General features: G+C 67.1%; 31 protein-coding genes and 1 tRNA gene. 16 read left to right on the top strand and 16 right to left on the bottom strand.

Translation table 11 applies throughout. The features are described from left to right. Window positions 1-12 precede the first annotated feature (12 nt). From DMP23_RS39195 to DMP23_RS39175, 5 genes are read left to right on the top strand one after another with little or no spacing between them, the layout of a single operon-like run. Window positions 13-987 (top strand): amidohydrolase family protein, encoded by a 975-nt coding sequence (locus DMP23_RS39195; RefSeq protein ID WP_337824000.1) that lies wholly within the window; start codon window positions 13-15, stop codon window positions 985-987. Continuing rightward, window positions 984-2,195 (top strand): MFS transporter, encoded by a 1,212-nt coding sequence (locus DMP23_RS39190; RefSeq protein WP_337823999.1) that lies wholly within the window; start codon window positions 984-986, stop codon window positions 2,193-2,195. The genes DMP23_RS39195 and DMP23_RS39190 overlap by 4 nt, the downstream gene beginning before the upstream one ends. Window positions 2,196-2,209: 14 nt before the next feature. Next, window positions 2,210-3,661: a bifunctional 3-(3-hydroxy-phenyl)propionate/3-hydroxycinnamic acid hydroxylase gene (locus tag DMP23_RS39185; protein ID WP_337823998.1), complete on the top strand. Its 1,452-nt coding sequence runs from the start codon at window positions 2,210-2,212 to the stop codon at window positions 3,659-3,661. Beyond that, entirely contained in the window at window positions 3,658-4,473 is an 816-nt protein-coding gene (locus DMP23_RS39180; RefSeq protein WP_337823997.1) for an SMP-30/gluconolactonase/LRE family protein, read from the top strand. The genes DMP23_RS39185 and DMP23_RS39180 overlap by 4 nt, the downstream gene beginning before the upstream one ends. Beyond that, on the top strand, window positions 4,470-6,371 hold the full coding sequence (locus DMP23_RS39175; protein ID WP_337823996.1) for an acetoacetate--CoA ligase: 1,902 nt from the start codon (window positions 4,470-4,472) through the stop codon (window positions 6,369-6,371). The genes DMP23_RS39180 and DMP23_RS39175 overlap by 4 nt, the downstream gene beginning before the upstream one ends. On the opposite strand, the gene DMP23_RS39170 is transcribed toward DMP23_RS39175, so the two are convergent. Beyond that, window positions 6,355-7,791 carry a carboxylesterase/lipase family protein gene (locus DMP23_RS39170; protein ID WP_337823995.1) on the bottom strand — a complete coding sequence of 479 codons (1,437 nt, stop codon included), beginning with the start codon at window positions 7,789-7,791 and terminating at the stop codon, window positions 6,355-6,357. The two genes, DMP23_RS39175 and DMP23_RS39170, sit on opposite strands and share 17 nt — an antisense overlap. A gap of 69 nt (window positions 7,792-7,860) precedes the next feature. Between DMP23_RS39170 and DMP23_RS39165 the strand changes: the two genes are divergently transcribed. Then, entirely contained in the window at window positions 7,861-8,445 is a 585-nt protein-coding gene (locus tag DMP23_RS39165) for a TetR/AcrR family transcriptional regulator (protein ID WP_337823994.1), read from the top strand. A gap of 51 nt (window positions 8,446-8,496) precedes the next feature. On the opposite strand, the gene DMP23_RS39160 is transcribed toward DMP23_RS39165, so the two are convergent. Beyond that, window positions 8,497-8,892 carry a hypothetical protein gene (locus DMP23_RS39160; protein WP_051171969.1) on the bottom strand — a complete coding sequence of 132 codons (396 nt, stop codon included), beginning with the start codon at window positions 8,890-8,892 and terminating at the stop codon, window positions 8,497-8,499. 106 nt (window positions 8,893-8,998) lie between these two features. Here DMP23_RS39160 and DMP23_RS39155 point away from each other — a divergent pair, with 106 nt between their 5' ends. Then, window positions 8,999-9,208, top strand: coding sequence for a hypothetical protein (locus DMP23_RS39155; protein WP_134729292.1), 210 nt, complete (start codon window positions 8,999-9,001; stop codon window positions 9,206-9,208). Window positions 9,209-9,477: 269 nt separating this feature from the next. On the opposite strand, the gene DMP23_RS39150 is transcribed toward DMP23_RS39155, so the two are convergent. Further along, window positions 9,478-9,648 (bottom strand): hypothetical protein, encoded by a 171-nt coding sequence (locus DMP23_RS39150; RefSeq protein ID WP_337823993.1) that lies wholly within the window; start codon window positions 9,646-9,648, stop codon window positions 9,478-9,480. Window positions 9,649-9,665: 17 nt separating this feature from the next. Between DMP23_RS39150 and DMP23_RS39145 the strand changes: the two genes are divergently transcribed. The 4 genes from DMP23_RS39145 (at window position 9,666) to DMP23_RS39130 (ending at window position 10,990) form a co-directional block, all read left to right on the top strand. Continuing rightward, a complete protein-coding gene (locus DMP23_RS39145; RefSeq protein WP_337823992.1) occupies window positions 9,666-9,905 on the top strand; it encodes a hypothetical protein in 240 nt (79 codons plus the stop codon). Window positions 9,906-9,926: 21 nt separating this feature from the next. Beyond that, window positions 9,927-10,292, top strand: coding sequence for a hypothetical protein (locus DMP23_RS39140; protein WP_337823991.1), 366 nt, complete (start codon window positions 9,927-9,929; stop codon window positions 10,290-10,292). Between the two features lie 108 nt (window positions 10,293-10,400). Further along, entirely contained in the window at window positions 10,401-10,772 is a 372-nt protein-coding gene (locus DMP23_RS39135; protein ID WP_337823990.1) for a hypothetical protein, read from the top strand. Further along, entirely contained in the window at window positions 10,769-10,990 is a 222-nt protein-coding gene (locus tag DMP23_RS39130; RefSeq protein WP_337823989.1) for a hypothetical protein, read from the top strand. The genes DMP23_RS39135 and DMP23_RS39130 overlap by 4 nt, the downstream gene beginning before the upstream one ends. Before the next feature lie 84 nt (window positions 10,991-11,074). Here DMP23_RS39130 and DMP23_RS39125 read toward each other — a convergent pair whose 3' ends face one another. The 6 genes from DMP23_RS39125 to DMP23_RS39100 form a co-directional block, all read right to left on the bottom strand. Beyond that, complete coding sequence (locus DMP23_RS39125) at window positions 11,075-11,287, bottom strand: hypothetical protein (protein WP_338081072.1); 213 nt, start codon at window positions 11,285-11,287, stop codon at window positions 11,075-11,077. A 41-nt stretch (window positions 11,288-11,328) separates the two neighbouring features. Next, entirely contained in the window at window positions 11,329-11,562 is a 234-nt protein-coding gene (locus tag DMP23_RS39120; RefSeq protein ID WP_276323727.1) for an LppA family lipoprotein, read from the bottom strand. Window positions 11,563-11,680: 118 nt separating this feature from the next. Further along, window positions 11,681-12,202, bottom strand: a complete 522-nt coding sequence (locus tag DMP23_RS39115) for a hypothetical protein (protein ID WP_337823988.1) — start codon at window positions 12,200-12,202, stop codon at window positions 11,681-11,683. Further along, complete coding sequence (locus tag DMP23_RS39110; RefSeq protein WP_337823987.1) at window positions 12,199-13,854, bottom strand: alpha/beta hydrolase; 1,656 nt, start codon at window positions 13,852-13,854, stop codon at window positions 12,199-12,201. The genes DMP23_RS39115 and DMP23_RS39110 overlap by 4 nt, the downstream gene beginning before the upstream one ends. Further along, entirely contained in the window at window positions 13,854-14,162 is a 309-nt protein-coding gene (locus DMP23_RS39105) for a hypothetical protein (RefSeq protein WP_337823986.1), read from the bottom strand. Before DMP23_RS39105 ends, DMP23_RS39110 begins: the two co-directional genes overlap by 1 nt. Window positions 14,163-14,468: 306 nt before the next feature. Further along, on the bottom strand, window positions 14,469-14,849 hold the full coding sequence (locus DMP23_RS39100) for a hypothetical protein (RefSeq protein WP_037811083.1): 381 nt from the start codon (window positions 14,847-14,849) through the stop codon (window positions 14,469-14,471). 189 nt (window positions 14,850-15,038) lie between these two features. Here DMP23_RS39100 and DMP23_RS39095 point away from each other — a divergent pair, with 189 nt between their 5' ends. Beyond that, on the top strand, window positions 15,039-15,908 hold the full coding sequence (locus DMP23_RS39095; RefSeq protein ID WP_081684799.1) for an IS3 family transposase: 870 nt from the start codon (window positions 15,039-15,041) through the stop codon (window positions 15,906-15,908). 72 nt (window positions 15,909-15,980) lie between these two features. Here the strand turns inward: DMP23_RS39095 and DMP23_RS39090 are convergent, their stop codons facing one another. The 4 genes from DMP23_RS39090 to DMP23_RS39075 all read right to left on the bottom strand — a co-directional run bounded on the left by DMP23_RS39090 (window position 15,981) and on the right by DMP23_RS39075 (window position 17,899). Beyond that, window positions 15,981-16,226 carry a hypothetical protein gene (locus tag DMP23_RS39090; protein WP_167754140.1) on the bottom strand — a complete coding sequence of 82 codons (246 nt, stop codon included), beginning with the start codon at window positions 16,224-16,226 and terminating at the stop codon, window positions 15,981-15,983. 115 nt (window positions 16,227-16,341) lie between these two features. Then, complete coding sequence (locus DMP23_RS39085) at window positions 16,342-16,851, bottom strand: hypothetical protein (protein ID WP_134665210.1); 510 nt, start codon at window positions 16,849-16,851, stop codon at window positions 16,342-16,344. 338 nt (window positions 16,852-17,189) lie between these two features. Next, window positions 17,190-17,262, bottom strand: a tRNA-Arg gene (locus DMP23_RS39080). Window positions 17,263-17,278: 16 nt separating this feature from the next. Then, window positions 17,279-17,899 carry a TetR/AcrR family transcriptional regulator gene (locus DMP23_RS39075; protein WP_043830740.1) on the bottom strand — a complete coding sequence of 207 codons (621 nt, stop codon included), beginning with the start codon at window positions 17,897-17,899 and terminating at the stop codon, window positions 17,279-17,281. A gap of 70 nt (window positions 17,900-17,969) precedes the next feature. Here DMP23_RS39075 and wzt point away from each other — a divergent pair, with 70 nt between their 5' ends. Next, window positions 17,970-18,716: a galactan export ABC transporter ATP-binding subunit Wzt/RfbE gene (gene wzt / locus DMP23_RS39070; protein ID WP_337823985.1), complete on the top strand. Its 747-nt coding sequence runs from the start codon at window positions 17,970-17,972 to the stop codon at window positions 18,714-18,716. Here wzt and DMP23_RS39065 read toward each other — a convergent pair. Further along, entirely contained in the window at window positions 18,713-19,666 is a 954-nt protein-coding gene (locus DMP23_RS39065; RefSeq protein WP_337823984.1) for an Lrp/AsnC family transcriptional regulator, read from the bottom strand. The genes wzt and DMP23_RS39065 overlap by 4 nt on opposite strands. Window positions 19,667-19,768: 102 nt before the next feature. Between DMP23_RS39065 and DMP23_RS39060 the strand changes: the two genes are divergently transcribed. Further along, a complete protein-coding gene (locus DMP23_RS39060) occupies window positions 19,769-21,112 on the top strand; it encodes an MFS transporter (RefSeq protein WP_337823983.1) in 1,344 nt (447 codons plus the stop codon). Here the strand turns inward: DMP23_RS39060 and DMP23_RS39055 are convergent. Both DMP23_RS39055 and DMP23_RS39050 read right to left on the bottom strand, forming a co-directional pair. Beyond that, window positions 21,033-21,872 (bottom strand): NmrA family NAD(P)-binding protein, encoded by an 840-nt coding sequence (locus tag DMP23_RS39055; protein ID WP_337823982.1) that lies wholly within the window; start codon window positions 21,870-21,872, stop codon window positions 21,033-21,035. The genes DMP23_RS39060 and DMP23_RS39055 overlap by 80 nt on opposite strands. A 122-nt stretch (window positions 21,873-21,994) precedes the next feature. Continuing rightward, entirely contained in the window at window positions 21,995-22,495 is a 501-nt protein-coding gene (locus tag DMP23_RS39050) for a pyridoxamine 5'-phosphate oxidase family protein (protein ID WP_043830726.1), read from the bottom strand. 317 nt (window positions 22,496-22,812) lie between these two features. Here DMP23_RS39050 and DMP23_RS39045 point away from each other — a divergent pair, with 317 nt between their 5' ends. Both DMP23_RS39045 and ftsW read left to right on the top strand, forming a co-directional pair. After that, complete coding sequence (locus DMP23_RS39045; protein ID WP_337823981.1) at window positions 22,813-24,054, top strand: LCP family protein; 1,242 nt, start codon at window positions 22,813-22,815, stop codon at window positions 24,052-24,054. Window positions 24,055-24,165: 111 nt separating this feature from the next. Next, a complete protein-coding gene (gene ftsW, locus DMP23_RS39040) occupies window positions 24,166-25,482 on the top strand; it encodes a putative lipid II flippase FtsW (protein ID WP_275290719.1) in 1,317 nt (438 codons plus the stop codon). Window positions 25,483-25,794 lie beyond the last annotated feature (312 nt).

Raw genomic sequence — 25,794 nt, 5'->3', positions numbered from 1 at the left:
AAGGCCATCATCTTGCGTTACATCGCCATGGAAGAAGCGTTCGCGCTTCCCGAACTGCAGGCCGGATACCCAGTGCCCAAGACGGAAACCGCCGCGCGGTGGGTCGAGGACTGGGGGAAACGGTTGTGCGACTACACGACATACCGGCTGCCGGAAATGGACGCGCACGGCATCGACGTCCAGGTGCTTTCCCTGACCGCACCCGGTATTCAAGGGCTGACCGACGCCGACCAGGCGGTCAAGGATGCCCGGATCGCCAATGACCATTTAGCCGAAGTGATCGCCGCGCATCCGGATCGGTTCCGTGGCCTGGCCGCGTTGCCGATCCAGAATCCGGAGGCGGCGGTGACGGAACTTCACCGCGCCGTCGGCGAACTCGGGCTCAGCGGGGCTCTCGTCAACGACCACACCAACGGCACCTACCTCGACGACCCGCGCTACGAACCGGTGTGGTCCGCCCTCGAAGAACTGGACGTGCCGCTTTACCTTCACCCGGGCGCTCCCCCAGCCGAACCCTGGAACGTACTCGACGGACGTCCCGAACTGGGCGGTCCATTGTGGAGCTGGGCGGCCGAGACGAGCGGACACGCGCTACGACTGGTTTTCGGCGGCGTCTTCGACCGGCATCCGGGGGCCACTCTCATCCTCGGTCACCTGGGCGAGTTCCTGCCGTTTCAGCTCGCGCGGCTCGATTCGCGCTACGACCGGCAGGAACTCCGGACTCTCGCGCGAAAACCGTCGGAATACTTCGGCGACAACATCCTGATCACCACCAGCGGGGTTTGTTCCCCGGCCGCGCTCGCCGGTGCGGTGATGGCCGTCGGAGCGGACGCGATCATGTTCGCCGTCGACTATCCCTTCGAAGACACCGCCGAGGCCGTCCAGTTCCTCGAGCAGGCACCGATCAGCAACCGCGACCGGGAGAAGATCAGCCACGGCAACGCCGAACGGGTGCTACGGCTTTCCACGGACAAGGCGAGCACATGAAGATGCCGTGGCGAGCCATCGCGATCGGGCTGGCCGTCATGACGCTGGAAGGATACGACCTCGTCGCTTTCGGCGCGACGACGCCGCTGTTGCTCCGCCACCAGCCGTGGCAGCTTTCCCTTCCCGAACTAGGCACATTGGGCAGCCTCACGCCGGTGGGCATGCTTTTCGGCGCACTGCTGGTCGGGCCGCTCACCGATCGACACGGGCGTCGCCGGACGACCCTGCTCAGCATCGCGATCGTCTCGCTGGGCATGTTCGCTTGTGCGTTCGCGCCCAATCCGGAATTGTTCGGCGCCAGCAGGCTTCTCGTCGGACTGGGAGTCGGCGCGGTCTACCCCGCGATGGGCCCGCTGATCTTCGAACTCGCGCCGCCGAAACGGAAGAACCTCAGTTCGGCAATCGTCCAATGTGGAGTTACCATCGGCGGTTCGCTGGCCGCTGTTGTAGCCGCGGCGTTCCTGAGCGGAGACAACTTCCGGCCCGAGTACCTCGTCGGCGGCGCGGTCGGGTTGCTGCTGGTGCCGATGACTTACCGCTGGCTTCCCGAATCACCGGTCTACCGGCGAGAGCCGACCGGAGCACGCGGTCTGCGCGTCGTGTTGCGCCCGCCGTATACCGGAACGACTACGTTGTTCTGCGCCATGGTGATCTGTTCGTTCTTGCTCATTTTCGGGATCAACACCTGGTTGCCGCAATTGATGCAGGCCGCGCGGTATCCGCTGGATTCCTCGCTGATGTTCCTGACCCTGGTCAATGTAGGCGCGACGGTCGGCGGTCTCGCGATCGCGGCGCTCGCCGACCGGGCGGGATCGCGAATCCCGATCATCGCCTGTTTTGTCGTTGCCGCAGGAGCTATGGCTGCCTTGAGCGTTCGGTCGCCATTGCCGGTGCTGTCGGTGATCGTGTTGATCGGCGGCGCGGGCGCGTTCGGCGTGCAGGGGCTGATCAACGTGTACGTCGCCCGCACTTATCCAGCGCACGCCCGGGCCAGCGCGATCGGCGTCGCGCTGGGAATCGGCCGGATCGGCGCGATCGCCGGGCCGGTGCTCGGCGGATGGGTCCTTGCCGCCGGGTTCGCTCCACAGTGGAATTTCCTGCTTTTCGCGGTACCGGCGATCCTCGGGGCGATCCTCACTGTCGTCCTCGGAAGTTTCCGCCGCACCGCCGAAACCCCCGCGTCGCAACCGGTCGAAGAACCGGCTTGAACGAAGGAACAGTCATGGACACGTACGACATCGCCGTCGTGGGCTGCGGTCCGGTCGGCCTGACCCTCGCGCAGCTGCTCAGCGCTAAAGGACTACGGGTCGCCGCGATCGATCCGAACCGGATCGTCTGCCACCATCCGCGGGCGACTCATCTCGACGACGAATCGATGCGCACGCTGCAAACGCTGGGCGCGGCCGATCTGGAGGAGCGGTTCCTGCGGCAGGCCGGATGGACGCTGCAACTGCCGGACGGCACGCCATTCCTCGAATTCGCCCACGCCCGGGAAGAATCCGGACAGGGCTGGCGCACGGATTACCAGTTCCACCAACCGGATTTCGAATCCCGGCTGCGCGGTCTGCTCGCGAACGACCCGAACGTCAACCTGTGGTTCGGCTGGTCCGTCACCGAAATCACCCAGGACGCCGACGCCGTCCGCCTCACCGTGAGCGGCCGGGACCAGGTCAGGACACTGACCGCGGCCTACGCCGTCGGCTCGGACGGGGCGAATTCGTTCGTCCGGCGACTGATGGACGCCGAGGTCGAAGATCTTGAGGGAACGCAACGTTCGCTCATCGTCGACATCCATCCGTTCCAGCACCCGTCGGCGCTGCCCCAGGAATCCGGATTCATTCTGTGCCAGGGACAACGGCCGATCACCTACGTGCCGATCTTTCCCCCGATGCTGCGGTTCGAATTCATGCTCCTCGACGGAGACGACGCCGCCGCGCTCGAACGTCCGCAGGCGGTGTACGACGCGCTCAGCCGCTGGATCGAACCGGGCAGCTACCGCATCATGCGCGCCGACACTTACGAATGGCACGCGCGGCTCGTGCACGGCTGGCGTTCCGGCAGGCTGCTCCTCGCCGGTGACGCCGCGCACGAAATGCCGCCGATGCTCGGGCAGGGCATGTGTTCCGGGCTCCGCGACGCGGCGAACCTCGCCTGGAAACTTGCCGCCGTCGTCCAGGGCGGCAGTCCCGACAGCCTGCTCGACACCTACGAGAGCGAGCGCGCCCCGCACGTTCGCCCTTACATCGCCGAGTCCGCCCGGCAGGCCAACCTCATCGAGTCCTTCGGCATCGGCGACACCCATCCGGAACTGACGGAGCCGCAGACCCTCGAACCGCTCCGGCCGCCGCTCGGCCCCGGCCTGAGCACCTCGATCAGCCGGCTCAGCCCGCAGCCCCGGGCCGCGGACGGCGCGCGGCTCGACGAGGTCACCGGATACAACTTCGTCGTCGTCGGCAAACAGGCCGTATCGGCGGAGATCGCGGAACTGTGGCGGCACCTCGACGTCGCGGTGGTCGCTGATGGCGGCCCGGCGATCGAGGAATGGTTGGCCGCGAATTCGGCCGCCGCGGCCATTATCCGCCCGGACCGGTACGTGTTCGCCTTCGCGGCCGACACTGCGGAACTGGAGACGGCGACGAAGGAACTCGCGCGACGCTTGGAGGTGCGCGCGTGAAGCCTTACGGCACCGGGATGATCTGGGGCGAAGGACCCCGCTGGCATCAGGGCGCGCTGTGGCTGTCGGACACCCAAGGCAGTCGATTGTGGACGGATCACGGCGGGACCTGGAGCGCCACCAAGCTGGACTCACCGGCGAACGGACTGTGGTTCATGCCCGACGGCAGGCTGGTCGCGGCCATGATGCACGAGAAGCGCATCGGCGTCTGGGCGGACGGACAGTTCACCACTTACGCGGATCTCAGCGCCGTGGCTGGTCCGCTCGGCGATCTCGTCGGTGACGAGCAGGGCAATCTGTACGTCGACGACGTCGGGTTCGTCCCTGGCGAACCGCCGCGACCAGGCCGTTTGGTGCGGGTCGGCGTCGATGGCTCAGCCACTGTCGCTGCCGAGAACCTCGACTTCCCGAACGGTCTCGCCTTCATCGACGGCGGGCGCACCCTGGTCGTCGCCGAGACCGCGGCGCAACGGCTGACGGCCTTCACTGTCGACCAGGACGGCACGCTGACCGACCGGCGGCTTTACGCGGACGTCGCCCGCTTGGTCGGCCCCGACGCTCGTCCCGACGGAATCTGGCCTGTGCCGGACGGGATCTGGGTGGCGACCACGACTGGGCACGCCGTCGTGCTGGTCCGGGACAACACGGTGCGCGAGACGATCAAGACCGGTGCCGCGTTCCCCATCGCGTGCTGCACCGATGGCGGAAACCGGCTGTTCGTCACCCTCGCCGACACCGGCGGTCGGCCGCTGTTCGAGGCCCTCGCCGCCAAGGACGTGCGGACCACGGTCGCGGAATGGAAGCTCGAATGACCGCGCGGATCACCGATTTCGCCCGGTACGCGTCGGCCCGCACCGGACGCGACCTGACCGGCGGATACCGGACGTTGTGGGAGTGGTCGGTGCAGGATCTCGACGGGTTCTGGTCCGCGGTGTGGGACTACTTCGGGCTGCCAGCGCGCCCGGAGGGACAACCGGCGCTGGCGACCGAGGCGATGCCGGGCAGCGTCTGGTTCCCGGGGAGCACGTTGAACTACGCGGCCGAGATCTTCCGGGATCGCGACGAGGACGCCACTGCGGTGATCGCGGTGGCCGAGGACGCGGTGCCGGTCGAACTGAGCTGGGGTGAGCTGCGCCGGCAAGTCGGCTCGGTCGCGGCGGCGCTGGCTGAATGGGGAGTATCGCCGGGCGACCGGGTGGTGGGTTATCTGCCCAATTCGGCCGAGGCGATCGTGGCGTTCCTGGCGACCGCGAGCCTCGGGGCGATCTGGGCCGGATGCGGGTTGGACTACGTCGGATCGGCCGCGCTCGCGCGGTTCGCGCAGCTCTCGCCGACCGTGTTGATCACCGCGACCCAATCCCGGCACGGTGGCCGCGTCGTCGAACGCAGCGCCGACGTGGCGGCTTTGCGTGCCGGACTGTCCACATTGGTCGCGACGGTGGTGATCGACGACGCGGTGCCCGGCGCGATCCCCTGGTCGTCAATCGTCAATGGCGACGCTGTCTTTGCACCCGTGCCCGTTCCGTTCGAGCACCCGCTGTGGGTTCTCTTTTCCTCCGGGACCACCGGCCGTCCTAAAGGGATAGTGCACGGACACGGCGGCGTAGTCCTCGAGCAGCTGAAACATTCCGCGTTCCACCAGAACCTGCGCCCTGGCGACCGGATCCTCTGGTACACGACGCCGAGCTGGATGCTGTGGAACTCACTCGTCGGCGCTCTCCTCACCGGAGCGACCGCGGTCTGCTACGACGGCAGCCCGACGTTCGGCCGCCCGGACGCGTTGTGGCAGCTGGCCGCTCGCCTGCAGGTCACCACGCTCGGCACCAGTCCCGGTTACCTCGCGTCGTGCCGCAAGGCCGGGGTCCGGCTCGGTGACCATGACCTGCACGCGCTGGTACGACTCGGCGTCACTGGCTCGACGTTCCCGGCTGACCTGCACCGCTGGGTCGAGGGCGAGCTCGGGCCGTGGGTGCAGGTGGTTTCCAGCAGCGGCGGGACGGACGTCGTCACCGCCTTCGCGAGCGCGGCGCCCACCACGCCGGTGTGGGCGGGCGAGTTGTCCGCCCCCTGCCTCGGCGTCGCGCTCGATTCGCTGGGGCACAACGGGGAATCCGTGCGCAACACGGTCGGCGAGCTGGTCGTGCGGCGGCCGATGCCGTCCATGCCGGTGGGGTTCTGGGACGACCCCGATGGCAGCCGGTACCGAGCCGCGTATTTCGACACGTTTCCGGGTCTGTGGCGGCACGGCGATTGGACGACCATCACCGATCGCGGCTCGGTGATCATTCACGGCCGTTCGGACGCGACGCTGAATCGGCACGGCGTGCGCATGGGCAGCAGCGATATTTACGGGCCGGTCGAGGAACTTCCGGAGGTCGCGGAGGCGCTGGTCGTCGGCGTTGAGCTGGACGATGGCGGGTACTGGATGCCGTTGTTCGTCACGCTGACCGACGGGGTCCGTCTCGATGAGGCGCTGCGGCACCGGATCCTCGCGGCTATCCGCCGAGGTGCTTCCGCGCGGCATGTTCCTGACGAGATCCTTGCTGCGCCGGGGATTCCGCATACCCGCACGGGGAAGAAGCTCGAGGTTCCGGTGAAGCGGCTGTTGCGCGGAGAAGAGCCGGACAGCGTGGTTGATCCTGGGAGCGTTGATCAGCCGGAGCTCCTTGACTGGTATCGGCAGGTCGGCATGACTAAGCGGGAAGGCTAAACGGGACCGGGGTGTGCTGCTCCCAAATCTTCCGTGAAGCTTCTTCCGGATAGGGAACGGTCTTCGACTCGGCGTCCAGCACGCGGGTCAGCCGTTGACCGGGACGATAAGCGGCCCACCCCGGATCGCCGGTGGCTGCGAAGCTGACCCAAGCACTCCGAAGCTCCTCGGACACCTGAAGCGTGGTGGCACCAGGCATCTCGCCGAAGACCTGGCGGCCGACCGGACTGTCCAGAGTTCCGAAGACGAGACACACGTCGAGGCTGTGACACGCACCCAGACCGGGCGCGGACAGACACAGCTCGAACAGGTACGACCGGCCGCCAGCCAAAGCGTTGACTTCGGCCAACTGCTGGCTCGGCATCCGGAAAAGCGCGTCCGAGTAGACGGTCTCCATCAACTCCTCCGGGCTGGCTTCCGGATAGCCGACGCGGTAGCCGTCTGGCGACGGGGCGAAGAGATCGAGCGCCCGTTGCGCGTCGTCGGCAGTGAACGTGCCGACTCGACCGGCCATGACGGAGAACAGCCGGAACTCGTCGCGGGTGTGGCCGACGAGGAGGTCGACGCCGTCCGAGAGAGCTGACCACGGCGTCTGCGGCAGGGAATTCTCGTCCAGCACAGGACAAACTCCGGCCCCGATTTGCGCCATCGGCCCCCAGCGGTCGCGTTGGCCGGACAGGCTGGCGTTGAACGCGGTGAGCCTCTCGGCCAGCTGCCACGGGTCGACGTTTCGGAGGTCTTCCCCGTTCGCCAGCGCCGCGGTGACCTGCTTGGCGAGCGACGGGAGGACGAAGGCACCGGGTACGGAATGGGCGATGGCGCGTTGGAACAAGCCTTGCGCCGTCACGAGCAAGGACGCGACCGATCCCGCTCCCGCGGACTGACCGGCGACGCACACTCGCGCGGGGTCGCCGCCGAAGCGGGAGATGTTGCGCTGCACCCATTCCAGAGCTGCGATCTGGTCGAGGAAGCCGCGGTTGGCCGGAGCGCCGTCGATGAGCGCGAACCCTTCGACGCCGACCCGGTAGTTCACGCTCACCACGACCAACCCGGCCGCGCACAGCAGCGTCGGGTCGTAGCTCGGGTCGCTGCTTACCGAGATGACGTATCCGCCGCCTGGCAACCAGACCAGCACGGGCAGAGCCGCCCCTGGGTCGGGCGTTGCGACGTTGAGGGTGAGCCAGTCCGTTTCGTGCGCCGACTCCACCTGGACCGGTCCGGATTGCGGAGGCAGCGGACCAAACTCGGTCGCCTGTCGCGTGCCCTCCCAGGGCGAGACCGGGACCGGCGCAGCGAACCGAAGATCGCCCACCGGCGGCTGGGCGTACGGAATCCCGCGGAACTCCGCCATCCCCGCTCGCCAGCGGCCCGCCACGGCCCCCTCGACCGTCCGGACCACTGGCTGCGTCTTGTCGTCCATTCTCGTTCCCCTCCGGTTTCAAGTCAAGTGTATTATGTCACTTGTATTGGAACGAGGGAAAGGGCTGCCGTGCCGAAGAAGGTCGACCACCGCGAGCGCCGGGAAGCGATCGCGCGCGCGTTGTGGCGGGTCGTGGCGCAGCAAGGCTGGAACCGCGCGACCATGCGCGAGGTCGCCCGGGAGGCGGACGCGTCGCTCGGGCAGGTTCAGCACTACTTCTCGACGCGGACGGCGATGCTCACGTTCGCGATGGAGTTCGCCGCGGAGCAGACGTCGCACCGGGTCGCCGAGGGGCTCGTCGACGTCACGCACCCCCGAGAGGTGCTGCGGGTGACGCTCACCGAGATGCTGCCGCTGCACGCCGACGCCCGCGCGACCAGCCGGATGAGCGCCGCGTACGTCCTCGAAGCCCTACACGACCCCGAGTTGCACGCGAAGCTGCGCGACGACCTGCGCGAGAAACGAGCGCTCGTCGAACAGATGATCCGGCAAGCCATCGCAGACGGACACATCGCCGAGGATCGGGACCCGGCCGTCGAGACGAACCTTGTCCTTGCACTGACTGGATTGACGCCGCTGCTTGAGCTGGACGTGATCGATCCTCGCGCCGCGCGCGTGGCGATCGATCGGTATCTGGATCAGCTATTCGTTTAGCCCGCGCCGGTCAAGCAGTGCTGCACGAGCGGGCTACTCGAACGCGGCCGGCTACGGCCGAATCGTTTGCAGCGCTTCCCCGTTCTCGGCGATGAACCAGAACGACCATCCGTTGCGGTTGTTGTGCACATTGGGGTTGAGTGCTTGGACAACCCCCATCGCGGCACCGCTCGGGCTCTTGTACGAGCACCCGGCGAGCACGCCGCTCGTAATGTCGACTCGCTTAGTAGCTTTGTGGTAGAGCGCCTCGATGCGCTCGCCTCCGTAGTCGGCGTAGATGGACACGCCGTCATCAGCAGGTTCCTGCCCAGCGGCGGCGGGCGTTCCGACCTCACGGACGAAATGATCGAGCAGACGTCGCACCGCCTCACCGCCTGAGACCTGCCACGCACGTGCGAGCAGCATGACTCGGTCGTAGTCGCTGTCCACAAGATCCAGTTTTTTCAATTCTCAGTCCTCTCTGGTTGCTGAGAAGATAGTAATCTGCTCTACTGGGTTGCGCAAGCGGTGACAGTCCGAAGCCGCTGTCCGATGAGTGAAGGGCTCCTACCCCATGACCAAGCCTCGTGCGACGTCGTCCCGCCAGCGGACTCTGCTTGTCCTGGTCGCAGTGCTCACTGGAGTGATCGCCTGCCTGGTGGCCGGAATCGTGGCGGCCGCAGTGGGCACCCGAACGGAAGTCGTGCTGACCGCTGGGGCAGGCGCTTTTGTGGTGACCGTCAAGCTCGTGCTCCACATCCTGAAGGAGCTCCGGCAGCTGTGAGCAATCATTGATGCGCACCGCGAAGAGAATGGACCTCACAGCAGAGAAGCGGCCGCTCTTGTCCAACTGAAAGGAAGGGCTTGTCGCGAGCCAGAGGGCATGCCGATCACCATGTTTTGCGGCCCCGGGAGGATTCGAACCTGCGACACCGGCTGTCGCAGAATCACGCCCATGTTAGCTCCATTTGTGTTTTGTCGTAACGGAATCTGTCCCGCAGAGTCTCAGTCGGACATCGTTGTATCGAGTTGAATTCTGATGGTTTACTGACACTAATGGCCCCTCGACTCGCCGATCTTCGGCTCGGCGTCGAGCAACGTCTCCAGCAGAGCCGCGGCCCGCTCGTTCGTCACCTGCATGCGCCAGTAGCGCTTCTCGGCCATCTCCTTGGTGTTGCCCAGCTGGCTGGCCGCCTCCTCGACCCGGCCGCCCTGATCGGCCATGTGCGTACCGACGGTGGATGCGCCCGGCGAACTCGGCCAGCAAACCCGAGTGGGTCGCCTGCGCGCAGGCGCGCGCGGGCCAGTCGTGGCAGGTCGACGGCCTCGACTTCCAGCCCGCGTGGTCGATGAGCGGCAACGCCGCCGGTGACGCAGACGCGCTCAACGCGGAGTCACCGCGCTGCCCGGCTTGGAATACGGCTGGCTCAAGAGGGCCGATGGCGCGCGTCTACAGCAAGAAAGCCGACGGCCGGGTTTGAACTGCGGACGCGCACGCCGCGTTGTTCCGCCGTCTCGGCATCCCGTTCGGCGGCTACGTCTACGCCCAGCCCAGCGACGGTGCCGCCGAAGCCCGCGTGCTGTGGGCGGAGTGCAAGCGGCTCGGCGGGACCGGGGTCGCGCCCGGCTGCGACATCGAGAGCGTCCCGAAGATTCACATCTGGTCGAACGCTGAGGCCAAGGACCACGGCCGCGCGTACTGCTCGCAGATGCGCCAGCTCGGCGTCCGGCCGGCGGTCTACATGAACGCGTCGCTGGAGCAGGCGACCCGGCCGGATCTCTGGCCGGAAGACCCGGTCGTCTGGGTCGCCCGATACGGGCTCAAACCGGAGACCCCAAGGAACGGCGTGCAATACACCGGCCACTAAGACATCCATCAGTACCGCGACGGCGGCGCACTCCCCGGCTCGGCCGGAGCCGTCGGCTGGAACCAGTCCTACGCCAACGCTCAACTCATCAGCACGGAGGCTCCCGACATGGACGCTACCCGAGCCCGGCAGCTGGCCGAGCTGCATTCCTGGCTTAGCCCGCTTTCGCTTGAGATCGGGCCGAACAACGCGGACGGCATCGCCCCGCGCTCAAACGCCAAGCCGCTCAACGACATGCTCGCCAACGTGTACGGATGCTCTTCTTCGCGTCGAACTACATCGCGGCGCCGGACGGCAACCCGATGCCGTCGATCCTGTCCATGGTCGCCAAAGGCCGTCGGCGCGGGCCTCGACGATTTCCGCGCGCAGCTGCGCGCCGACGTCGTGGCAGTGCTCGGCGAGGACAACGCCGAGCAGGCCGACGAGATCGTGGACAAGCCCGCCGCTCGGCTCGGCACGAAACCGGCGGTCGCGCAGTGACCGCCCCGGATCAGCCGAGCCGCGCCGGCACCGAGCCCGCGAGCATCGCCGAGGCCGTGCGCCTGGTCCTCGTCGCCGTCGTCGCCATCGGGTGGTGGGTGATCCCGGACCAGACCATCAACGTGATCGTGTCCGCGGTCGGCACGATCCTGTCCGTCGTGAGCAACGTGCTCGTCCGCCGCCCTGTCGTGCCGGTCGCCAAGCTCGACCAGGACTAACCGGGCATGGAACCGCCTCGCCGCGCAACCGAGGGGGAAGCGCGGCGGGGCGGAACTGAGCAGATGGCGGGTCGGTGCGCCCGGCTAGGGCGTGGCCGACGGGGTGCCACGTTGCTTGGCCGCAGAGAAGAGGCGACAGCCAAGGTCGAGGCCAAGGCTGGTGTTGAGCGCGGTGCCGAAGGAGATCGCTCCTTCATCGGTCCGGTTATGGAAGACGGCGTCGTGTGATCCGGGCGCGTCGTGCAGACGCTGGGGACGCGGGTCGAATCCGTAGCGCTGGGCGATGGTCCCGATGATGGTGAGGGCTTTCTCCTAGTCCGCGTCCGGCAGGTTCCCGGTCACCCCGTGGTCGCCCAGGCTTGCCTGTTCGCCGTCGTTGCCGACGCCGGGGAATCGTGCGCCGCACGCTGCTCGCGAGCCGTGCCGAGCGGCGTCCAGGGCGTCAATTTGGGGATGGCGGCGGTGAGGGCTTGGCGGAGTTCGGTGTCGAGTTGCTGGTATTGCTGGCGGGCTTGGTCGGTGTCGGGCAGGCGCATCAGTGCGGCCCAGACTTCTGCGGGGTCTCGGTCCACGTTGTCTCCTGGGAAGGGCGATTTCTCGACACTGCACGCAGTCAGGACTGCAGCGAACAGCCCAGCAATGAGCAGGACTGCTGACCTTGGCTGATCCAGTCGACGGCTCATCCGGGCCTCAGGACTTGGGCTCGGGCGTCCCGTTGGGCCAGACGCACGGCGAACTAGCTCCGATGCTCAGGCGCCCCAGGACCGTTCCCGTCACCGTGCCAGTCAGGCTCATGACGTAGCCGTCACCGTTATGGGCGTTGGCGAATTGGTCGCCCTGCCAGGTGTCGGTTTCGATTGTCCAGCCGTTGTCCGTCCACCACTTTTTTAGCTTTTCGTAGTAGGAACTATTTTGCGCGCGGTCCGGGCCGTCTACCCAGTAGGTGACGCCGACCCTGACTTGACCGGTTTCTTTGTCCGACGAGTCAGTGCAGGACTCTGCGGGAAATACGATTTCGGTCAGCTTGTACCCGGCAGGGAAGGAGATCGACGCGGCAGCGTGAACGGCGTCCGCCGCCGCCTGCTTGGCCTGTTCGGACGTGAGGGTTGGCTGCATGGGGGCACCTCCGCAGGCGGTCATTGCGATCAAGACGGCGGCAAGCGTTGCGAGCCTCATCGGCTGCACAGGTTTTTTTTGATAGTTACGAGTCATGGTTTGCTTCCGGCAATTACCTTGCCTATCGACTTGAGTGAGGAAGAGTCTTTGTTCCAGTAGTCGCTGTGGGAGGTGGCGGGGTTTCCGGTGTCAGAATCGAAGGTCTGCCCGCCGAACCAGGGGGTGGTGGGGGCGGGTCCGAGGGGGTCGATTCCGTCGAGCGGGGAGAAGTCGAGGTTGGTGAGTGCGGGGATGGGGTCGGTAGTGGAGGCGGTGGAGTAGATGTGCTGGCCGACTTGGTTTTGAGGAGTTCCGTCGAGGTGGAGCTGGTTGGCGTGGTCGACGCCGACTCCGGGGCTGGCGACCATGACGAGGTTGTTGGCGGGCAGGCCGAGGTCTCGGGCGGTTTGGCCGACGACGGTGGTGCCGTAGCTGTGTCCGATGACGGTGGTGTTCACCGGCCCGTGGTGCGCGGCCCCGAGCCCGTCCTGAAAACCGCGCAGCGCGGGTTCGGCTTTGTCGGCGAAGCTCGTGCTGGCCGCGTCCGGGAGGACGCTTTGCGGCGCGTCGTACCCCACCCACGTGATCACCGACGTGGACGGGGAACCCAACTGCGTGGCTTTGGCTGCCATGGCGTCGGAGCGTTCGATGTCGGTGTGCATGCCATCGTTGAGCCCGGCAGTGGTGCCGGGGACGTAGGTGGCGACGTTGGCGGCGTGGTCGGGATCGCCGATGGCGACGATCGCCTGCCCGGAGTTCGCGGGGTTGATGCCAAGCAGGTAGGCGGGCGGCTGACCGGGCAGGGCCTGGTCGAGCCGGTGTTTGATCTGGTCCATTCCGGCGATCTTGCCGTTGAGCTCGTCGAGTTGCTTTTCCAGCGCGTAGTACTCCTTCTGTTGCTGCGGATCGCTGCGTTTCACCCCGTCGAGCCGGTGGCGGATGTCGTCGCGCTGCCGTTGCAGATCGGCGTAGTCGCGGTCGAGCACGGCCCGGTTCGCGCGGTCGCGGTCGACGGCGGGCAGTCCGTCTATCGCGCCGATCTGGCCGGGGCGGTCGCGGATCAGGATGTCCCGCTCGGCCGGGGAGAGGGTGGCCCACCACGCCGAGGCTTGCGATGGCGTCGCGTTGGGCGGAGGTTCGGGCGCGGTGAGGCCAGGAGCGTTTAATCCGTCGGCGGCCGCGGCGGCGACGGTGGACTCGTTCCCGGTGCCGAACTGGCCGGCGGCTGCTTTGTCCAGGACGGCGGCGAGGTCGCTGTCGATGTCTTCGGCGGTGCGCAGGATCTGCGCGACGTCGTCGGCCAGTTGCTGTTGTGCTCGTGCCCGGTCCTGCGGGTGCAGTTCCGGTGGCGGGTCACCTGCGTAGACGCAGACGATCGCGCCGTCGGCGGTGATCGCGAACCCGTATTTGCGGGCCAGCTCGTCGGCGTTCTTGATCGCGGCCTGCAGCGCGAGGATCGCGTCGGCGGCCTGCCCGACGGCTTTGCCGATCGCGGCGACTCCGGCGGCGTAGGTGTCCAGGCCCTGCATGTGGGTCTTGTGCTGGGCGGCCGCGCCCTCGGCGGCGGGGCCGCTCCAGCCGTCCACCGGGAGCAGTTTGCCGTAGTCGTCGCCCTCGCTGACCAGAACCTGCACCTTCGCCCGCACGGCCGCGCAGACCTCGTCCAGCACGTTCGGGTTCCAGGCGCGCACATCGGCCAGTGACACCATCAGCGCGGCCCCCGCATCGTCGGAGCGACGGGGAACACCCCGGCCGCGCTGTGGTCGCCCTTCTCGTACCGGTCGGCTGCTGCACTAAGATTCTCGCCGAACCGCTGCGCCTGTGCACACCACTGCGCGAAGGTCGACGACCACGCTTCTTCGCAGCCCCCGGCCGCCGCCGCGGCCTTCCCGCCCCGCACCGCAGCCGAGACCCGCCCGACCAGACCGGCGCAATCCGCGCCGCGCAGACCGGCCGTTTTCTCCCCTGCGGACCGCCCCGCCGCTCTCAACGCAGCGGGCACACTCGTGAACCCCATCGGCCTCCCCTTCCCGTAACCGAGAGTCACGTTACGGGCACCGGGGCTCGGAGATCAACGGTGTCTCCCCCTCAAACGGGGGGCTCGCCAGCGAACACGCGAAGGCCTACCTAGGCGCAGCTAGATAGAACTACTCAGGAGGAGGAGCGACGCGTGGCACGACCTGATGTGCAGCGCCCAAGGACTCGTGAACGCTAGATCGCCGCCATGCGCGTCGCTCGACCGGCACATTTCACCGGACAACGGAACCGCCCCGCCACGCGCCTGCGAGAGGGAAGCATGCGGACGTGCGGCATGGGGTCGTGGTTATGTGCGGGATCGAAGGGTTAGCAGGGGCGAGAGCTCGATGGCGTTCTGGCCGCCGTGCGGGCGAATCGTCTCCTTGTGTTTCTTCAGGAGCCGACGGATCGTGGCATAGCACGTACTGTGTGCGTCGGTGACTGCCTGTATGGATGCGCCGCCTTCGTAGTCGAGAATGTTCTGTTCGATGTCGAGGTCGGTGCGCTTCACACCCTGTCGGATGGGCGGCAGCACGGCCCCTTCCTGCCGCAGCAATCGCCCGGTCCAGCTCAGCGACAGCCCGTGCTCCCGAGCGATCTCGGTGACCGACTCACCGGCTCGCCAGGATTCGATCATCCGGCGGTTTCGCTTGATCCGTTTCGCGCGCGCCTCGTCCGGCGTTTCCATCCGGTGTTCCTGTCATCGCAGTCTGTTGGATGGGGGCGGTGGTCTTCGGGACAGACCACCGTCCCCCGCACCCCGTCCGGTGGGGGCGCACCCGGTGCCGCAGCGTGTCGAGGGATCACCGCCGCGGTGCCGGGCTGTCTAGATGTCCAAACGGAAGCTTTCGCCGCACTCGCCGCATCGGTGGTCCGTGTGCTTGGCGGTCGCGCCGCAGGCTTTGCAGGCGAGTCGTATCCGGATTGGACGGCGCGGCGGACCAATGCGAGCGAAGCCCGGCGCTCGGCGCAGCCAGTCGGAGAAGAGGAACAGGGGATTGATCCCACATTCGTCGTCGGCGTGGTGGTCGCCGCGATCCACGACGAGTCGAACGGCACCTACGGAACGCCCCGGCTGCACGCCGAACTGCGCCACCGCGGGCGGCGGCACTCCCGCAAGCGCATCGCCCGGCTCCTGCGCGCCGCCGGCCGCGCCGGACGAGCTCCGAAACCGTGGCGCACCACCACCGTCCCCGACCCGGGCGCGCACACTCCGGCCGATCTGATCAAGCGGGACTTCTCCTGCAGCACAAGCGATATCAACACTCGCTGGTGCGGCGATATCACCTACATCCGCACCTGGGAAGGCTGGCTGTATCTGGCCACGGTGATCGACCTCGGTTCCCGCCGCGTTGTCGGCTGGGCCACCGCCGATCACCTGCGCACCGACCTGATCGCCGACGCGCTCAACAACGCCGTTGCCCAGCGCCGACCGGAACCCGGGGTGATCTTCCACTTCGATCGCGGCTGTCAATACACGCCTGCCCAGTTCGGTGCCCTCGCCGACGAGCACGGCGCGCGTTTGTCGGTGGGGCGCAAGGGACAGTGCTGGCCCAACGCCGTCGCCGAATCGTTTTTCGCTACCATCAAAGCGGAATTGCTCGACCGGCGCGGCTGGCCTACCCGGGTTGCCGCGCACAAAGCGATCTTCGGCTACATCGAAGGCTGGTACAACACCCGCCGACTGCACTCCAGCCTCGGCTACCTCAGCCCCAACACCTACGAACCCACCCACCGGATAGCCTGACCACCTCAACGACCCTGTCCGTCAAAACGGGTCAGCCCCAGTCGGTCAGTGGCAATCCAACTGGACCTGCGCTCAGCGATCCTCGCCGCTCGTGCCGGCGACCCGGTCGAGGCCGACGACTATCTGGGCGAGGTACGCGCGTTCGCGGACGAGTTCCAGCCGCCCGCGGTCCCGTACTACGGCGTCGACGCCAGCACGACGAACATCGTCGTTCACTGGTGCGCGAAGCCGGTCGAGAACTACAACGGCACCGAAGCCGTCCGGCGTGCCTCCGCCGTCGAAGTTACGGACCCGCGTCGACCGGAACGGGTCGGGCACCACCACATCGACATGGCGCGCGCATGGATGCTCCATGGTGACCGAGAGCGCACTCTCGCAGAGTTGAACGCGGCCAGGGAAGTCGCACCGAACGCGACCCGTCACCACCCATCGGTCACCGAGACGGTGCGGGCGCTCGCCGCTTCCGAGCGGCGCACCACCGCGACTCTGGCTGGGTTCGCGCGATGGGCAGGCGTTCGGCTCTGACCAGAGCTAACCCGGTCGGTTGGCGGCGAGCAGTGACCGCGCGGACGCCACCTCGTACTCGGTGCAGCCAGTCCCCCCGCTGGTCGAGGTACGGCGTGTACGCCGAGCCGAGCAGTCGCGAGCCGCAGTCGGCGACCGGTTCCAGCACGTCGCCGTAGGCTTGCATGGTGCGGTCGCCGTACTTGGCGTATTGCCGCGTATGAACCCACTCGTGGTTGATCACGTCGATCATGTGCGAGCACGGAACCCGCGGGGAAATGCGCACCTGCATCGTGCCGTGCAGGTCGACCACGCCCCACAGATTGTCGGGCGGCTCGGCGATCGTCCAGGTGAAGCCGCCGCGACCGAGCTCGTCGAGCCGCCGGTTCATCACCGTGGCCTGGTCGCACGTCGGCGCTTTGCGATCGGTCGGCCTCAACCCGGCCGACCGTGCGACCGGGTCGACCGGTGGCGCGAAGCTGGTCAGACCGAATGCAACGACCAGGGTTGCCAGCAGCGCCCCGATCGATCGCGAGGTGAAGCATCTCGGTCTGTCGGAGTCGTCCCCCACGGTGTCCCCCTCGTCATGGTCCGGCAAAGGGGATCGCAGAGCGAAGCGGACCTGTTACGCGGGAAGCCGCGGGAGGTGCGGACCGTGTGCGGAGAGGTACAGTCGGGGGCCGAACCGTCACGCACTGAATTCAGACAGTTTTCTGACTCTTGAGGCTTCCCGGTTCGAACCTTCTTGATCGAAATAGGATCTGACCTGCGGATGTGTGCCCCCGGCAGGATTCGAACCTGCGACACCGGCTTTAGGAGAGCCGTGCTCTATCCCCTGAGCTACGAGGGCCGTCGCGTGCTGCTGGCTACATCCTAGCGGGGCCCGTGGGCGGTGAAGTCAGGTACGCCAGTGCCATCTCCGCCGCTTCCTCTGCCCACGTCTCCCACGGGCGGTCGTCTGGCCAGAATCTGCTGGTCGCGGCGCGGTGGACGCATGCGCCGATGATCGTTCTGGCGGCCATTTTCAGGTTCTCGACCTCGGCCGAGGAGAGCGGCAGGGCTTCCAGCAGGGCGTCTTGGATCGCGGACAGGGCGGCCAGGCCGCGGTCTCGGCCGTCGGAGCGCTGGGCGTCCAGTAGTTCCGGGAAGATCCCGTCGTGTTCCTCGAAGGTCTGCGCCAGGGCTGCCACGAAGGCGGTGAAGATCGAGCGCAGGTCCGGGGGCGCTGAGCGGAGGGCGTCTCGGACGCTGGTTTCCAGCTGGGTCAACAAGCGGTCCTTCACGGCGTGCAGCAGCTGTTCCTTGCCGTCGAAGCGGCGGTAGATCGTGCCGACCGACATGCCTGCCTGCGAGGCCACCGCGGCGACAGTAAACGACTCCAGGCCCTGCTCGGCCAGGACTTGTTCGGCTGCGGTCAGGAGTTTCTGCAGCGCGGCGCGGCTGCGGGCTTGTTGCGGCGGGCGGAAGCCCTCGCTCGTCTCGCTCACTCGCGGCACGTTACTGGTAGCGTCGCGGATATGCGAATGATAATTCCCGTTCGCATCTAGGAGGGGAGCCATGGTCAGCATCGAGGTGCGCAACGCCTACGTCGACTTTCCGATCTTCGACGCCAAGACCCGGTCTTTGAAGAAGCGGGTGCTCGGGAAGGTCGGCGGGACCATCGCCGGCGGGGCCAGGGTGCCGGTGATCGAGGCGTTGCGGGACGTGTCGTTCCGGCTTGGCGAGGGTGATCGGGTCGGGCTGGTGGGGCACAACGGGGCCGGCAAATCCACGTTGTTGCGGTTGCTGTCCGGGATTTACGAGCCGACGCGCGGCTCCCTGAAGGTCGTGGGGCGGGTCGCGCCGGTGTTCGATCTGGGGGTCGGGCTGGATCCGGAGGTGTCCGGGCGCGAGAACATCCTGATACAGGGGCTCTTTCTGGGAATGAGCCGGCGGCAGATGGCGAAGCGGGTCGAGGACATCGCCGAGTTCACTGAGCTGGGCGACTATCTCGAGCTGCCGTTGCGCACCTACTCGGCCGGGATGCGGGTGCGGCTCGCGCTCGGGGTGGTGACCACGATCGATCCGGAGATCCTGCTCCTCGACGAAGGGCTCGGAGCGGTCGACGCAGCGTTCCTCGCCAAGGCGCGCGATCGGCTCAAGGACCTGGTGCGGCGGTCCGGGATCCTGGTGTTCGCGAATCATTCCGACGAGCTGCTCGCGGAGTTTTGCGATACCGCACTGTGGATGGACGAGGGGCACGTGAAACAGCACGGTTCGTTGTCCGAGGTGCTGAACGCTTACAGCGGGAAGGCTGCCGTTTAGAGCGGCAGCAACGATCCACTGCGCTTCACCGTGCGGACCACGGGGGCGGTTTCCATTTGCTGGATCCCGTCGAGCGATCCGACGCGTTCGGTGAGGTATTCGTACAAGTGCGTCGCGTTGCGGCAGGCGATCGCGGCGACCAGGTTCGCCGGGCCGGTGGTGACTGCGGCGAATTGCACCTCTTCGTGTTCCGCCAAGGCACTTGCCACCGAGGCGACGGCTGACGGGCGGACGATCATCCACAGTCGCGCTTCTGCCTGAAAACCCAAGGCGCGCAGGGAAATATCCAGCTGATACGACAGCACCCCTGCTCGGCGGAGGGTTTCGATCCGGCGCTTCACGGTCGACTCGGACAGGCCCGACGCGGCGGCCAGTTCGCCGTAGCTGGCGCGGCCGTCGTCGGCCAGGACTTGCACTAACTGCCGGTCGGCGTCGTCGAAGGTGACCTCCTCGGCGGGGTCGACCGGGACTTGCAGCGCGGCGATCTGCTCGTCGGACAAGGCAGACCACCGGCCAAGGCGCGTGAACCCGTGCAGCATCTGATGCGCGGACACGGACGTGATCCGGCTGCTCCGCGGGAGTTTGTCCAGCAGCAGCACGTCGGGTTCCTCCACAATGGACGACTGCGTCGTGCACGCGATTTCCGTGCCGCCGGACAGCAAATGGACCCAAAACGTATCCGGGCGCTTGGCGAGCTCCGTCGCGATCGGGACGCCGGACGCGGGCGCGCAGGCGAATCGGACCGTCCACAGTGCGTACCCGAGTCTCGCGCTCGCGACCGCGCCTACTACCCGGAGCACCCCGGCCTGTCGCAACCGCCGGTAGCGCCTGCCGATGGTGTTCTCCGAAACGCCGAGCACGTCGGCGATCCGCGTAAAAGGGGCGCGGCCGTCGAGATCCAGCGCGTGGATCAGCTGGCGGTCCACGGGATCCAGCGTGACGGGTTTCATCACTCCACGGTAGTTGATGACGGGATCCGCCACCAAAGGCCAGTTTGCTTGAGGCGCGCCGACAGCCTGATCACTCTTCGGGGAGAGAGAAAGGGAGCTGTGATGCGCAAATGGGGGCCGTTGGCGGCGATCTGCCTCGGGTCGTTCATGTTGATCCTCGACACCACCGTGGTGACGGTTGCGTTGCCGGAGATGGCGCGCGGGCTGGGAGCGTCGCTGGCCAGCCTGCAATGGGTGGTCAACAGCTACACCTTGGTGCTCGCCGTTCTCGCGTTGAGCGCGGGCGCGATCGGCGACATCGTAGGGCAGCGCCGGGTGTTCGTCGGTTCGGTTGCGTTGTTCGCGGTGGCGTCGCTGGGATGTGCGCTCTCGCCGAATGTCGGCGTGCTGATTGGCGCGCGGGCGGTGCAAGGGATCGGCGGCGCGGCGATGATGGTGGCTGCGATGTCGTTGCTGGGAGCCAATTACGCGGGCAAAGAGCGAGGTGCCGCGTTCGGGATGTGGACGGCGGTGCTCGGTGGCGCTGGTGCGGCGGGGCCGTTTCTCGGTGGCGTTTTGACGCAGTGGGCGGGGTGGCAGGCGATCTTCTTCCTCAATTTGCCGTTGAGCGTGCTGACTCTGCTGCTGACCCGGAAGTATCTGGCCGAGGCACCGAAACGACCGGCTGGCACCCGGATCGACTTCGGTGGCATGCTGGCTTTCGGAGTCGGTTCGGGTGCGGTGATCTACGCGTTGATCCAGCATGCGTGGCCGGTGTTCGCCCTCGCGGCCGTGGCGTTGACCGGCTTCGTTGTGGTCGAGCGACGAGTGAAGCACCCGATGCTCGATCTCGCGCTGTTCCGCCGGGCATCATTCGGGACGGTGTTGGTCGTGGTTGTCGCGAGTTCTTTCGTATTCGCCTGCCTGGTTTACGTGTCGATCTGGCTGCAAACCGCAATACGCCTCAGCCCGACCGCGGCTGGGCTTGCGCTGATTCCGTTGGCGGCAACGTCTTTTCTCGCCTCGATACTGATCGGCAAGCGGCTGCACGCGGTTTCGCCGGGCATCGTGCTCGGGCTCGGGGCCCTGCTGGCGGCTGCGGGCTGCGGGCTGGAGTGGGTGCTGCTCGACCGCGATTCGACGTGGCTCAGTCTGCTGCCCGGGCTGATCGTGACCGGCGCTGGGATGGGGATCGCCGGGCCTGCGGGCAGCACCGCGATTCTCAGCGCGGTTCCCGGGGACCGCGCGGGGATGGCGTCGGGTGCCATGGCTACGTTCCGGCAGCTCGGCCAAACGCTCGGCGTCGCCGTGCTCGGGCTGGTTTACGCCGGGGACCTCGGCGACGTCTTCCTGGTCACCGCCGGGCTCAGTCTCGTGGCCGCCGTGCTCAGCTGCCTTGTGCTGCCTCGAAACAATGCCGGTGCGCCGTCGCGAACTCGCGGAAGTTCCGCGGTCGCTGGCCGGTGACGTCCTCGACTGTGGACGTCACGGTTTCCGCGCCGCCGTCCAGGTACGTATTGCACACCTCGACCAGCGCCTTCGCATGGAACGACGACATTCCGGCTTCAGCCAGCGCGGAAAATGCTTGCTCGTTCGACATTCCGCGATACGCGATCGGACGGCCGAGCACTTCCGACAGCACTGCCGCGGCCTCGTCGTACGTCAGTGCTTCGGGACCGCTGAGCGCGTACGCCTTGCCTGCGTGGCCGTCCTCGGTCAGTGCCCGAAACGCCACGCGGGCAATGTCTTCGGCGTCCACGAAGGCGATCGGACCGCGGATCAGCGGGCTGGCGAAGAAATTTCCGGACCGGATGGTTCCGGCCCAGTTTCCCGAGAACGCTTGAAGATAGAAGTTCGCCCGGAGAAAGGTCCAGGACAGCGGCGAGGTTTCCAGCATCCGCTCGACCGGACGATGCAGCCGGGCGATGGGGGTGAGTTCCTCGTCCGCCCGCCACAGCGACTGTTTCACCACGTGCGAGACCCCGGCGGACACGGCGGCTTCGACCACATTGGACTCGTTGCCGGTCTGTCCGGGGCTCATCGCGCCGAGCAAGAAAACCTTCGACACCCCGGTCAGCGCCGGTTGCACGCTGGCCGGATCGGACATTTCGACGGTGACCGCGTCGATGCCGTCCGCGGCGGCTTTCTGTGCTTTCTCCGCGGAATGGTACGCGGCCCGGAACGGCACCTCGGCCACGCGCAACTGCTTGACCAGCGCCGATCCCACGTTGCAACTGCTTGACCAGCGCCGATCCCACGTTGCCGCTCGCACCCGTCACCAGGATCATGCGCTCCGCCTTCGCGCGTCGGGGGCGTGTAGGCGATTCAGTGTAGTGGATCAGCGGACGGCTATCCGGCGTTCGCTTCCGCTCGCCGCTGCACCAGTTCCTCGACCGCGGACGGCAGCGTGGTGTCGAAGTCGATGAGCTTCGCCCAAGTCGGCGTGACGACGATGCGGACCATGCCGTCCGCGTACAGGGAGCGGACTTCGGCTTCCCATTCGACGCGCTGTTCCGCCGTCATCTCGTAGGTGCCGTTGATCTGGAGGAACTCGTCGGGGATGTGGTCGACGTAGTCGAGTTCGGCGCGGCCGCGGACGAGCAGGATCTTCGGCGGGTGCGACTCGGTGTCGATGGTCAGCGCGACCATCGGGTTCGCCCGCAGCGCAGGCAGTTTCGGCGCGTTCTTGGTGGTGCACAGGACGACCTCGGTGCCGTTCCAGGTGAACGAGATCGGGACGCTGCGCGGGGTGCCGTCCTTCGCCACGTAGGCGAGCCGGGTGATGTCGCGGGCGAGCAGTTCACGGCTGAGCGGGCGGTTCAGGACTTCGGCGACTTCTTGCGGTTCCATCGTGGTCTCCTTCTCGGCTTCGGTCAGGTGCTGCGGGGACGGAGCCCGGACGGCGTTCTCGACATTACTTCGACTGTGACCTGGATCACTTTGATAACTACAACACTTGTACAACTGCTTGACAGTTATCCGGCGGAGGGCGTTGAGTGCTCCGCGAGCCTGGAAACGCGATCGGCCCGTGAAGCGGGGCCGGAGGGAGTGCTTGCCATGACCACCGCCGCCCCTGAGTTAACTCTGCGTGAGCTTCGTTCTCAGCATGTACACAGCGTGTGTGCAGAACAGTGGTTAACCATGACGCCCCGGCACCGGAAGGCCTGATGACCGACCCTCACGACAGACGTGCCGCCGCGTCCCGAAGCACTGCGGCGCGTGGTGTCGCCGCCCGTGCCGCGGCCCGGCGGCGGCGGGTCACCGGCCGGGTCGCGCTGGCGCTCGCAGCCGCGTTGACGCTCTCGCTGACGGGCTACGGCTGGGCTGCCTACCGCGGCGTCGTGTCGGGGCTGCAGGTTTCCGACGTGCTCGACGGGCAGTCGACCTCCAGCGGCGGCGACACCAACATTCTCATCATGGGCCTCGATTCGCGGCTCGACGAGAACGGCAACCCGCTGCCGAAGGACATCTACAACTCGCTGCACGCCGGGGATCAGCAGGACGGCGGCTACAACGCGAATGTGCTGATGCTGCTGCACGTTCCCGGCGACGGCGGCAGGGCGACGTCGATCTCGATCCCGCGCGACGATTACGTGCCGCTGGCGGGCTGTCCGGACAACGTGTGCCAGGGCAAGATCAAACAGGCCTACGGGCTGGCGTTCGACGAAAAGGCCAAACAGCTCGTCTCGCAGAATGTCACCGACAAATCCCAGCGCGAGCAGCAAGCACGGGACGCGGGCCGCCGGGCGGAAATCGACACCGTGCGGAAATTCCTCGGCGGTGTCCCGATCGACCATTTCGTCGAGGTCACCCTCGTGGCGTTCTTCGAGATCGCCCAGGTAGTCCAGCCGATCACGGTGTGCCTCAACGAGGACACCCAGGACAGCTATTCGGGCGCGAATTTCCACGCCGGCCAGCAGGAGATCAGCGCCGAACAAGCCGTCGAATTCGTCCGGCAGCGTCGCGACAACGTGCATCCGGCGCTCAATTTCACCGATCTCGACCGCGAACGCAGACAACAGGCTTTCATCTCTTCGCTGGCCTATCAGCTCAAACAGGGCGGTACCTTCACGAATCCGGCGAAACTCCAGGGGATCCTGGATGTCGCGAAGCAGAACACCGCGGTCGACAGCGGGCTGGACCTGCTCGCGCTCGCGAAACAAGCGTCCAGCCTGACCGGCGGGAATGTCAGTTTCGTAACCCTTCCGGTCGACCATTTCGGCAAGAGCCCGTCCGGCGAAGACGTCAACTTCGTGAATACCGGGCAAATCCAGTCCCTGGTCGCGCAACTGCTCAGCGGCGCTCCGGTGCCGACACCGGCCGCGTATGTGCTCCCGATGACGCACAGCAGCAGCGTTCCCGCTCCCCCGCCGGCGTTGAGCGGGGGCGGAATCCCTTGCGTGAAATAGCTTCAGCGCCGAATGCCCGCGCGCCGCACTATCCGATGCGGACGGTTAGGGCATAATCGGCCCGGCGCGTTCCTTCCGCGCGCCGGAAAATCGGCGGACGGCGGTGCGCGAGTGGCTACGACACGGAACAGACGAACCCGGGTTCCGGTCGCGATCGTCGGCTGGCTCTCCAGGCCGCTGGCGTCGTTCCACCTCGTCCTCGCGCTGTGCGGCCTGCTCACGCTGCTCGGCGTCATCATGGTGCTGTCGGCGTCCTCCGCGCAGCCGGGCGGCGTGTACAGCACGTTCCAGAAGCACGTCATCTTCGTCCTCATCGGCCTGGTCGCGCTGTGGGCCGGACTGCGGATTCCGTTGCGGCGGATCAGATCCCTCTCGCCGATGCTGATGCTCGTGACGCTGGCGATGCTCACGCTCGTGCTCACCCCGCTCGGTGCGAAGGTGAACGGGGCGCAGCGGTGGTTCGCGCTGGGACCGCTGACGCTGCAACCGGTCGAGGTCGCGAAGGTCGCGCTGACCCTGTGGGGCGCGCACATTCTCGTCGTCAAAGCCCGGTTGCTGCACCACTGGCGGCATCTGCTGGTGCCGCTGGTGCCGGTCGCGCTGCTGATGTTCGCGCTGGTGATGGCGCAGCCGAACCTCAGCGGGACGATCTCGCTCGGCATCGTGCTGCTTGCGCTGCTGTGGTTCTCCGGCGCGCCAGGACGGCTCTTCGCCGCGCTCCTGGCCGGCGGCGTCGGCGGGTTCGTGGTGCTCGCGCTTGTCGCGGACTACCGGCTCGCGCGCGTGCTGTCGTTCCTCTCCCCCGACGCGGACACCTCCGGCGCCGGATACCAAGCGGTGCAGGCGCAGTACGCCCTCGCCGAGGGCGGGTTGTTCGGGGTCGGGCTCGGACAGGGCGCGTCGAAGTGGAAGTACCTGCCGAACGTGCAGAACGACTTCATTTTCGCGCTGATCGGCGAGGAACTCGGTTTCCTCGGCTGCGCGGTGGTGCTGCTGCTGTTCGGCGGGCTCGCGCTGGTCGGCCTGCGGATCGCGACGCGCAACCTCGACCCGTGGATCCGCATCGTCGCCGCGACGATCACCGTGCTGCTGGTGGCGCAGGCGGCGGTCAACATCGGGTACGTGGTGAACGCGCTGCCGGTCACCGGGGTGACGCTGCCGCTGGTGTCGTACGGCGGGACGTCGCTGATCGTGACGATGTTCCTGTTCGGCGTGCTCGCCAGTTGCGCCCGGCACGAACCCGCGGCGGTGGCGGACTTGAACCATCTCGGGCCGGGCAAGATCGGACGGATCCTGCGGCTGCCGGTGCCGGAGCCGTACCGGCCGGTCCGGACGCCTGGGAAGACGACTCGCGCACGGCGGCCGGCCGCGGCGCCCCAACGGCGGAGGCCGCCGGAGCTGGCGGACGGGCAGCGGGCGAAACGTTAGGGCAGCGCCTGGAGGTGCTGGACCTCCGGTGCGGGGATCGATCGGGACAGGTACCTCTCGTCCAACGGCCGGACCCGCGCGGGAAGCGTTGCGCGGCAACCGATGCAACGCCTGGCCTAACCGGGCCCGCGCGGACACTGGATCAGTCGCCGGACCGTACTCGCCGTAGTACGGAACGTGGTCTTCCGGCGGGTGCCGGTCCAGCTGCCGGTACGAGGCATGGACAAACCGCGGGCCAGGCTGAGGGTAGGGCGACTCGCGGACCCGGAGCTGCGACGGGCGCCTACTCGGCATGGCCCTTTCTGATCGGCA

Origin of the sequence: Amycolatopsis sp. A1MSW2902 (genome assembly GCF_017312175.1) — a bacterium.
In the GTDB taxonomy this organism is placed as follows: Bacteria; Actinomycetota; Actinomycetes; order Mycobacteriales; family Pseudonocardiaceae; genus Amycolatopsis; species Amycolatopsis nivea.
The sequence above is the reverse complement of the archived record's forward strand: the minus strand, read 5'-3'. Positions and strand labels throughout refer to the sequence as shown.

Bases quoted from the DNA above. Each gene is read 5' to 3' on its own strand.
- DMP23_RS39045 (WP_337823981.1), top strand. From the start codon at position 22,813: ATGACCGACCCTCACGACAGACGTGCCGCCGCGTCCCGAAGCACTGCG.
- DMP23_RS39155 (WP_134729292.1), top strand. From the start codon at position 8,999: ATGACCAAGCCTCGTGCGACGTCGTCCCGCCAGCGGACTCTGCTTGTC.
- DMP23_RS39050 (WP_043830726.1), bottom strand. From the start codon at position 22,495: ATGGAACCGCAAGAAGTCGCCGAAGTCCTGAACCGCCCGCTCAGCCGT.
- DMP23_RS39060 (WP_337823983.1), top strand. From the start codon at position 19,769: ATGCGCAAATGGGGGCCGTTGGCGGCGATCTGCCTCGGGTCGTTCATG.
- DMP23_RS39185 (WP_337823998.1), top strand. From the start codon at position 2,210: ATGGACACGTACGACATCGCCGTCGTGGGCTGCGGTCCGGTCGGCCTG.
- DMP23_RS39150 (WP_337823993.1), bottom strand. From the start codon at position 9,648: ATGGCCGATCAGGGCGGCCGGGTCGAGGAGGCGGCCAGCCAGCTGGGC.
- DMP23_RS39190 (WP_337823999.1), top strand. From the start codon at position 984: ATGAAGATGCCGTGGCGAGCCATCGCGATCGGGCTGGCCGTCATGACG.
- DMP23_RS39115 (WP_337823988.1), bottom strand. From the start codon at position 12,202: ATGACTCGTAACTATCAAAAAAAACCTGTGCAGCCGATGAGGCTCGCA.
- DMP23_RS39110 (WP_337823987.1), bottom strand. From the start codon at position 13,854: ATGGTGTCACTGGCCGATGTGCGCGCCTGGAACCCGAACGTGCTGGAC.
- DMP23_RS39105 (WP_337823986.1), bottom strand. From the start codon at position 14,162: ATGGGGTTCACGAGTGTGCCCGCTGCGTTGAGAGCGGCGGGGCGGTCC.
- DMP23_RS39175 (WP_337823996.1), top strand. From the start codon at position 4,470: ATGACCGCGCGGATCACCGATTTCGCCCGGTACGCGTCGGCCCGCACC.
- DMP23_RS39100 (WP_037811083.1), bottom strand. From the start codon at position 14,849: ATGGAAACGCCGGACGAGGCGCGCGCGAAACGGATCAAGCGAAACCGC.
- DMP23_RS39065 (WP_337823984.1), bottom strand. From the start codon at position 19,666: ATGAAACCCGTCACGCTGGATCCCGTGGACCGCCAGCTGATCCACGCG.
- wzt (WP_337823985.1), top strand. From the start codon at position 17,970: ATGGTCAGCATCGAGGTGCGCAACGCCTACGTCGACTTTCCGATCTTC.
- DMP23_RS39135 (WP_337823990.1), top strand. From the start codon at position 10,401: ATGGACGCTACCCGAGCCCGGCAGCTGGCCGAGCTGCATTCCTGGCTT.
- DMP23_RS39170 (WP_337823995.1), bottom strand. From the start codon at position 7,791: ATGGACGACAAGACGCAGCCAGTGGTCCGGACGGTCGAGGGGGCCGTG.
- DMP23_RS39145 (WP_337823992.1), top strand. From the start codon at position 9,666: ATGCGCCCGGCGAACTCGGCCAGCAAACCCGAGTGGGTCGCCTGCGCG.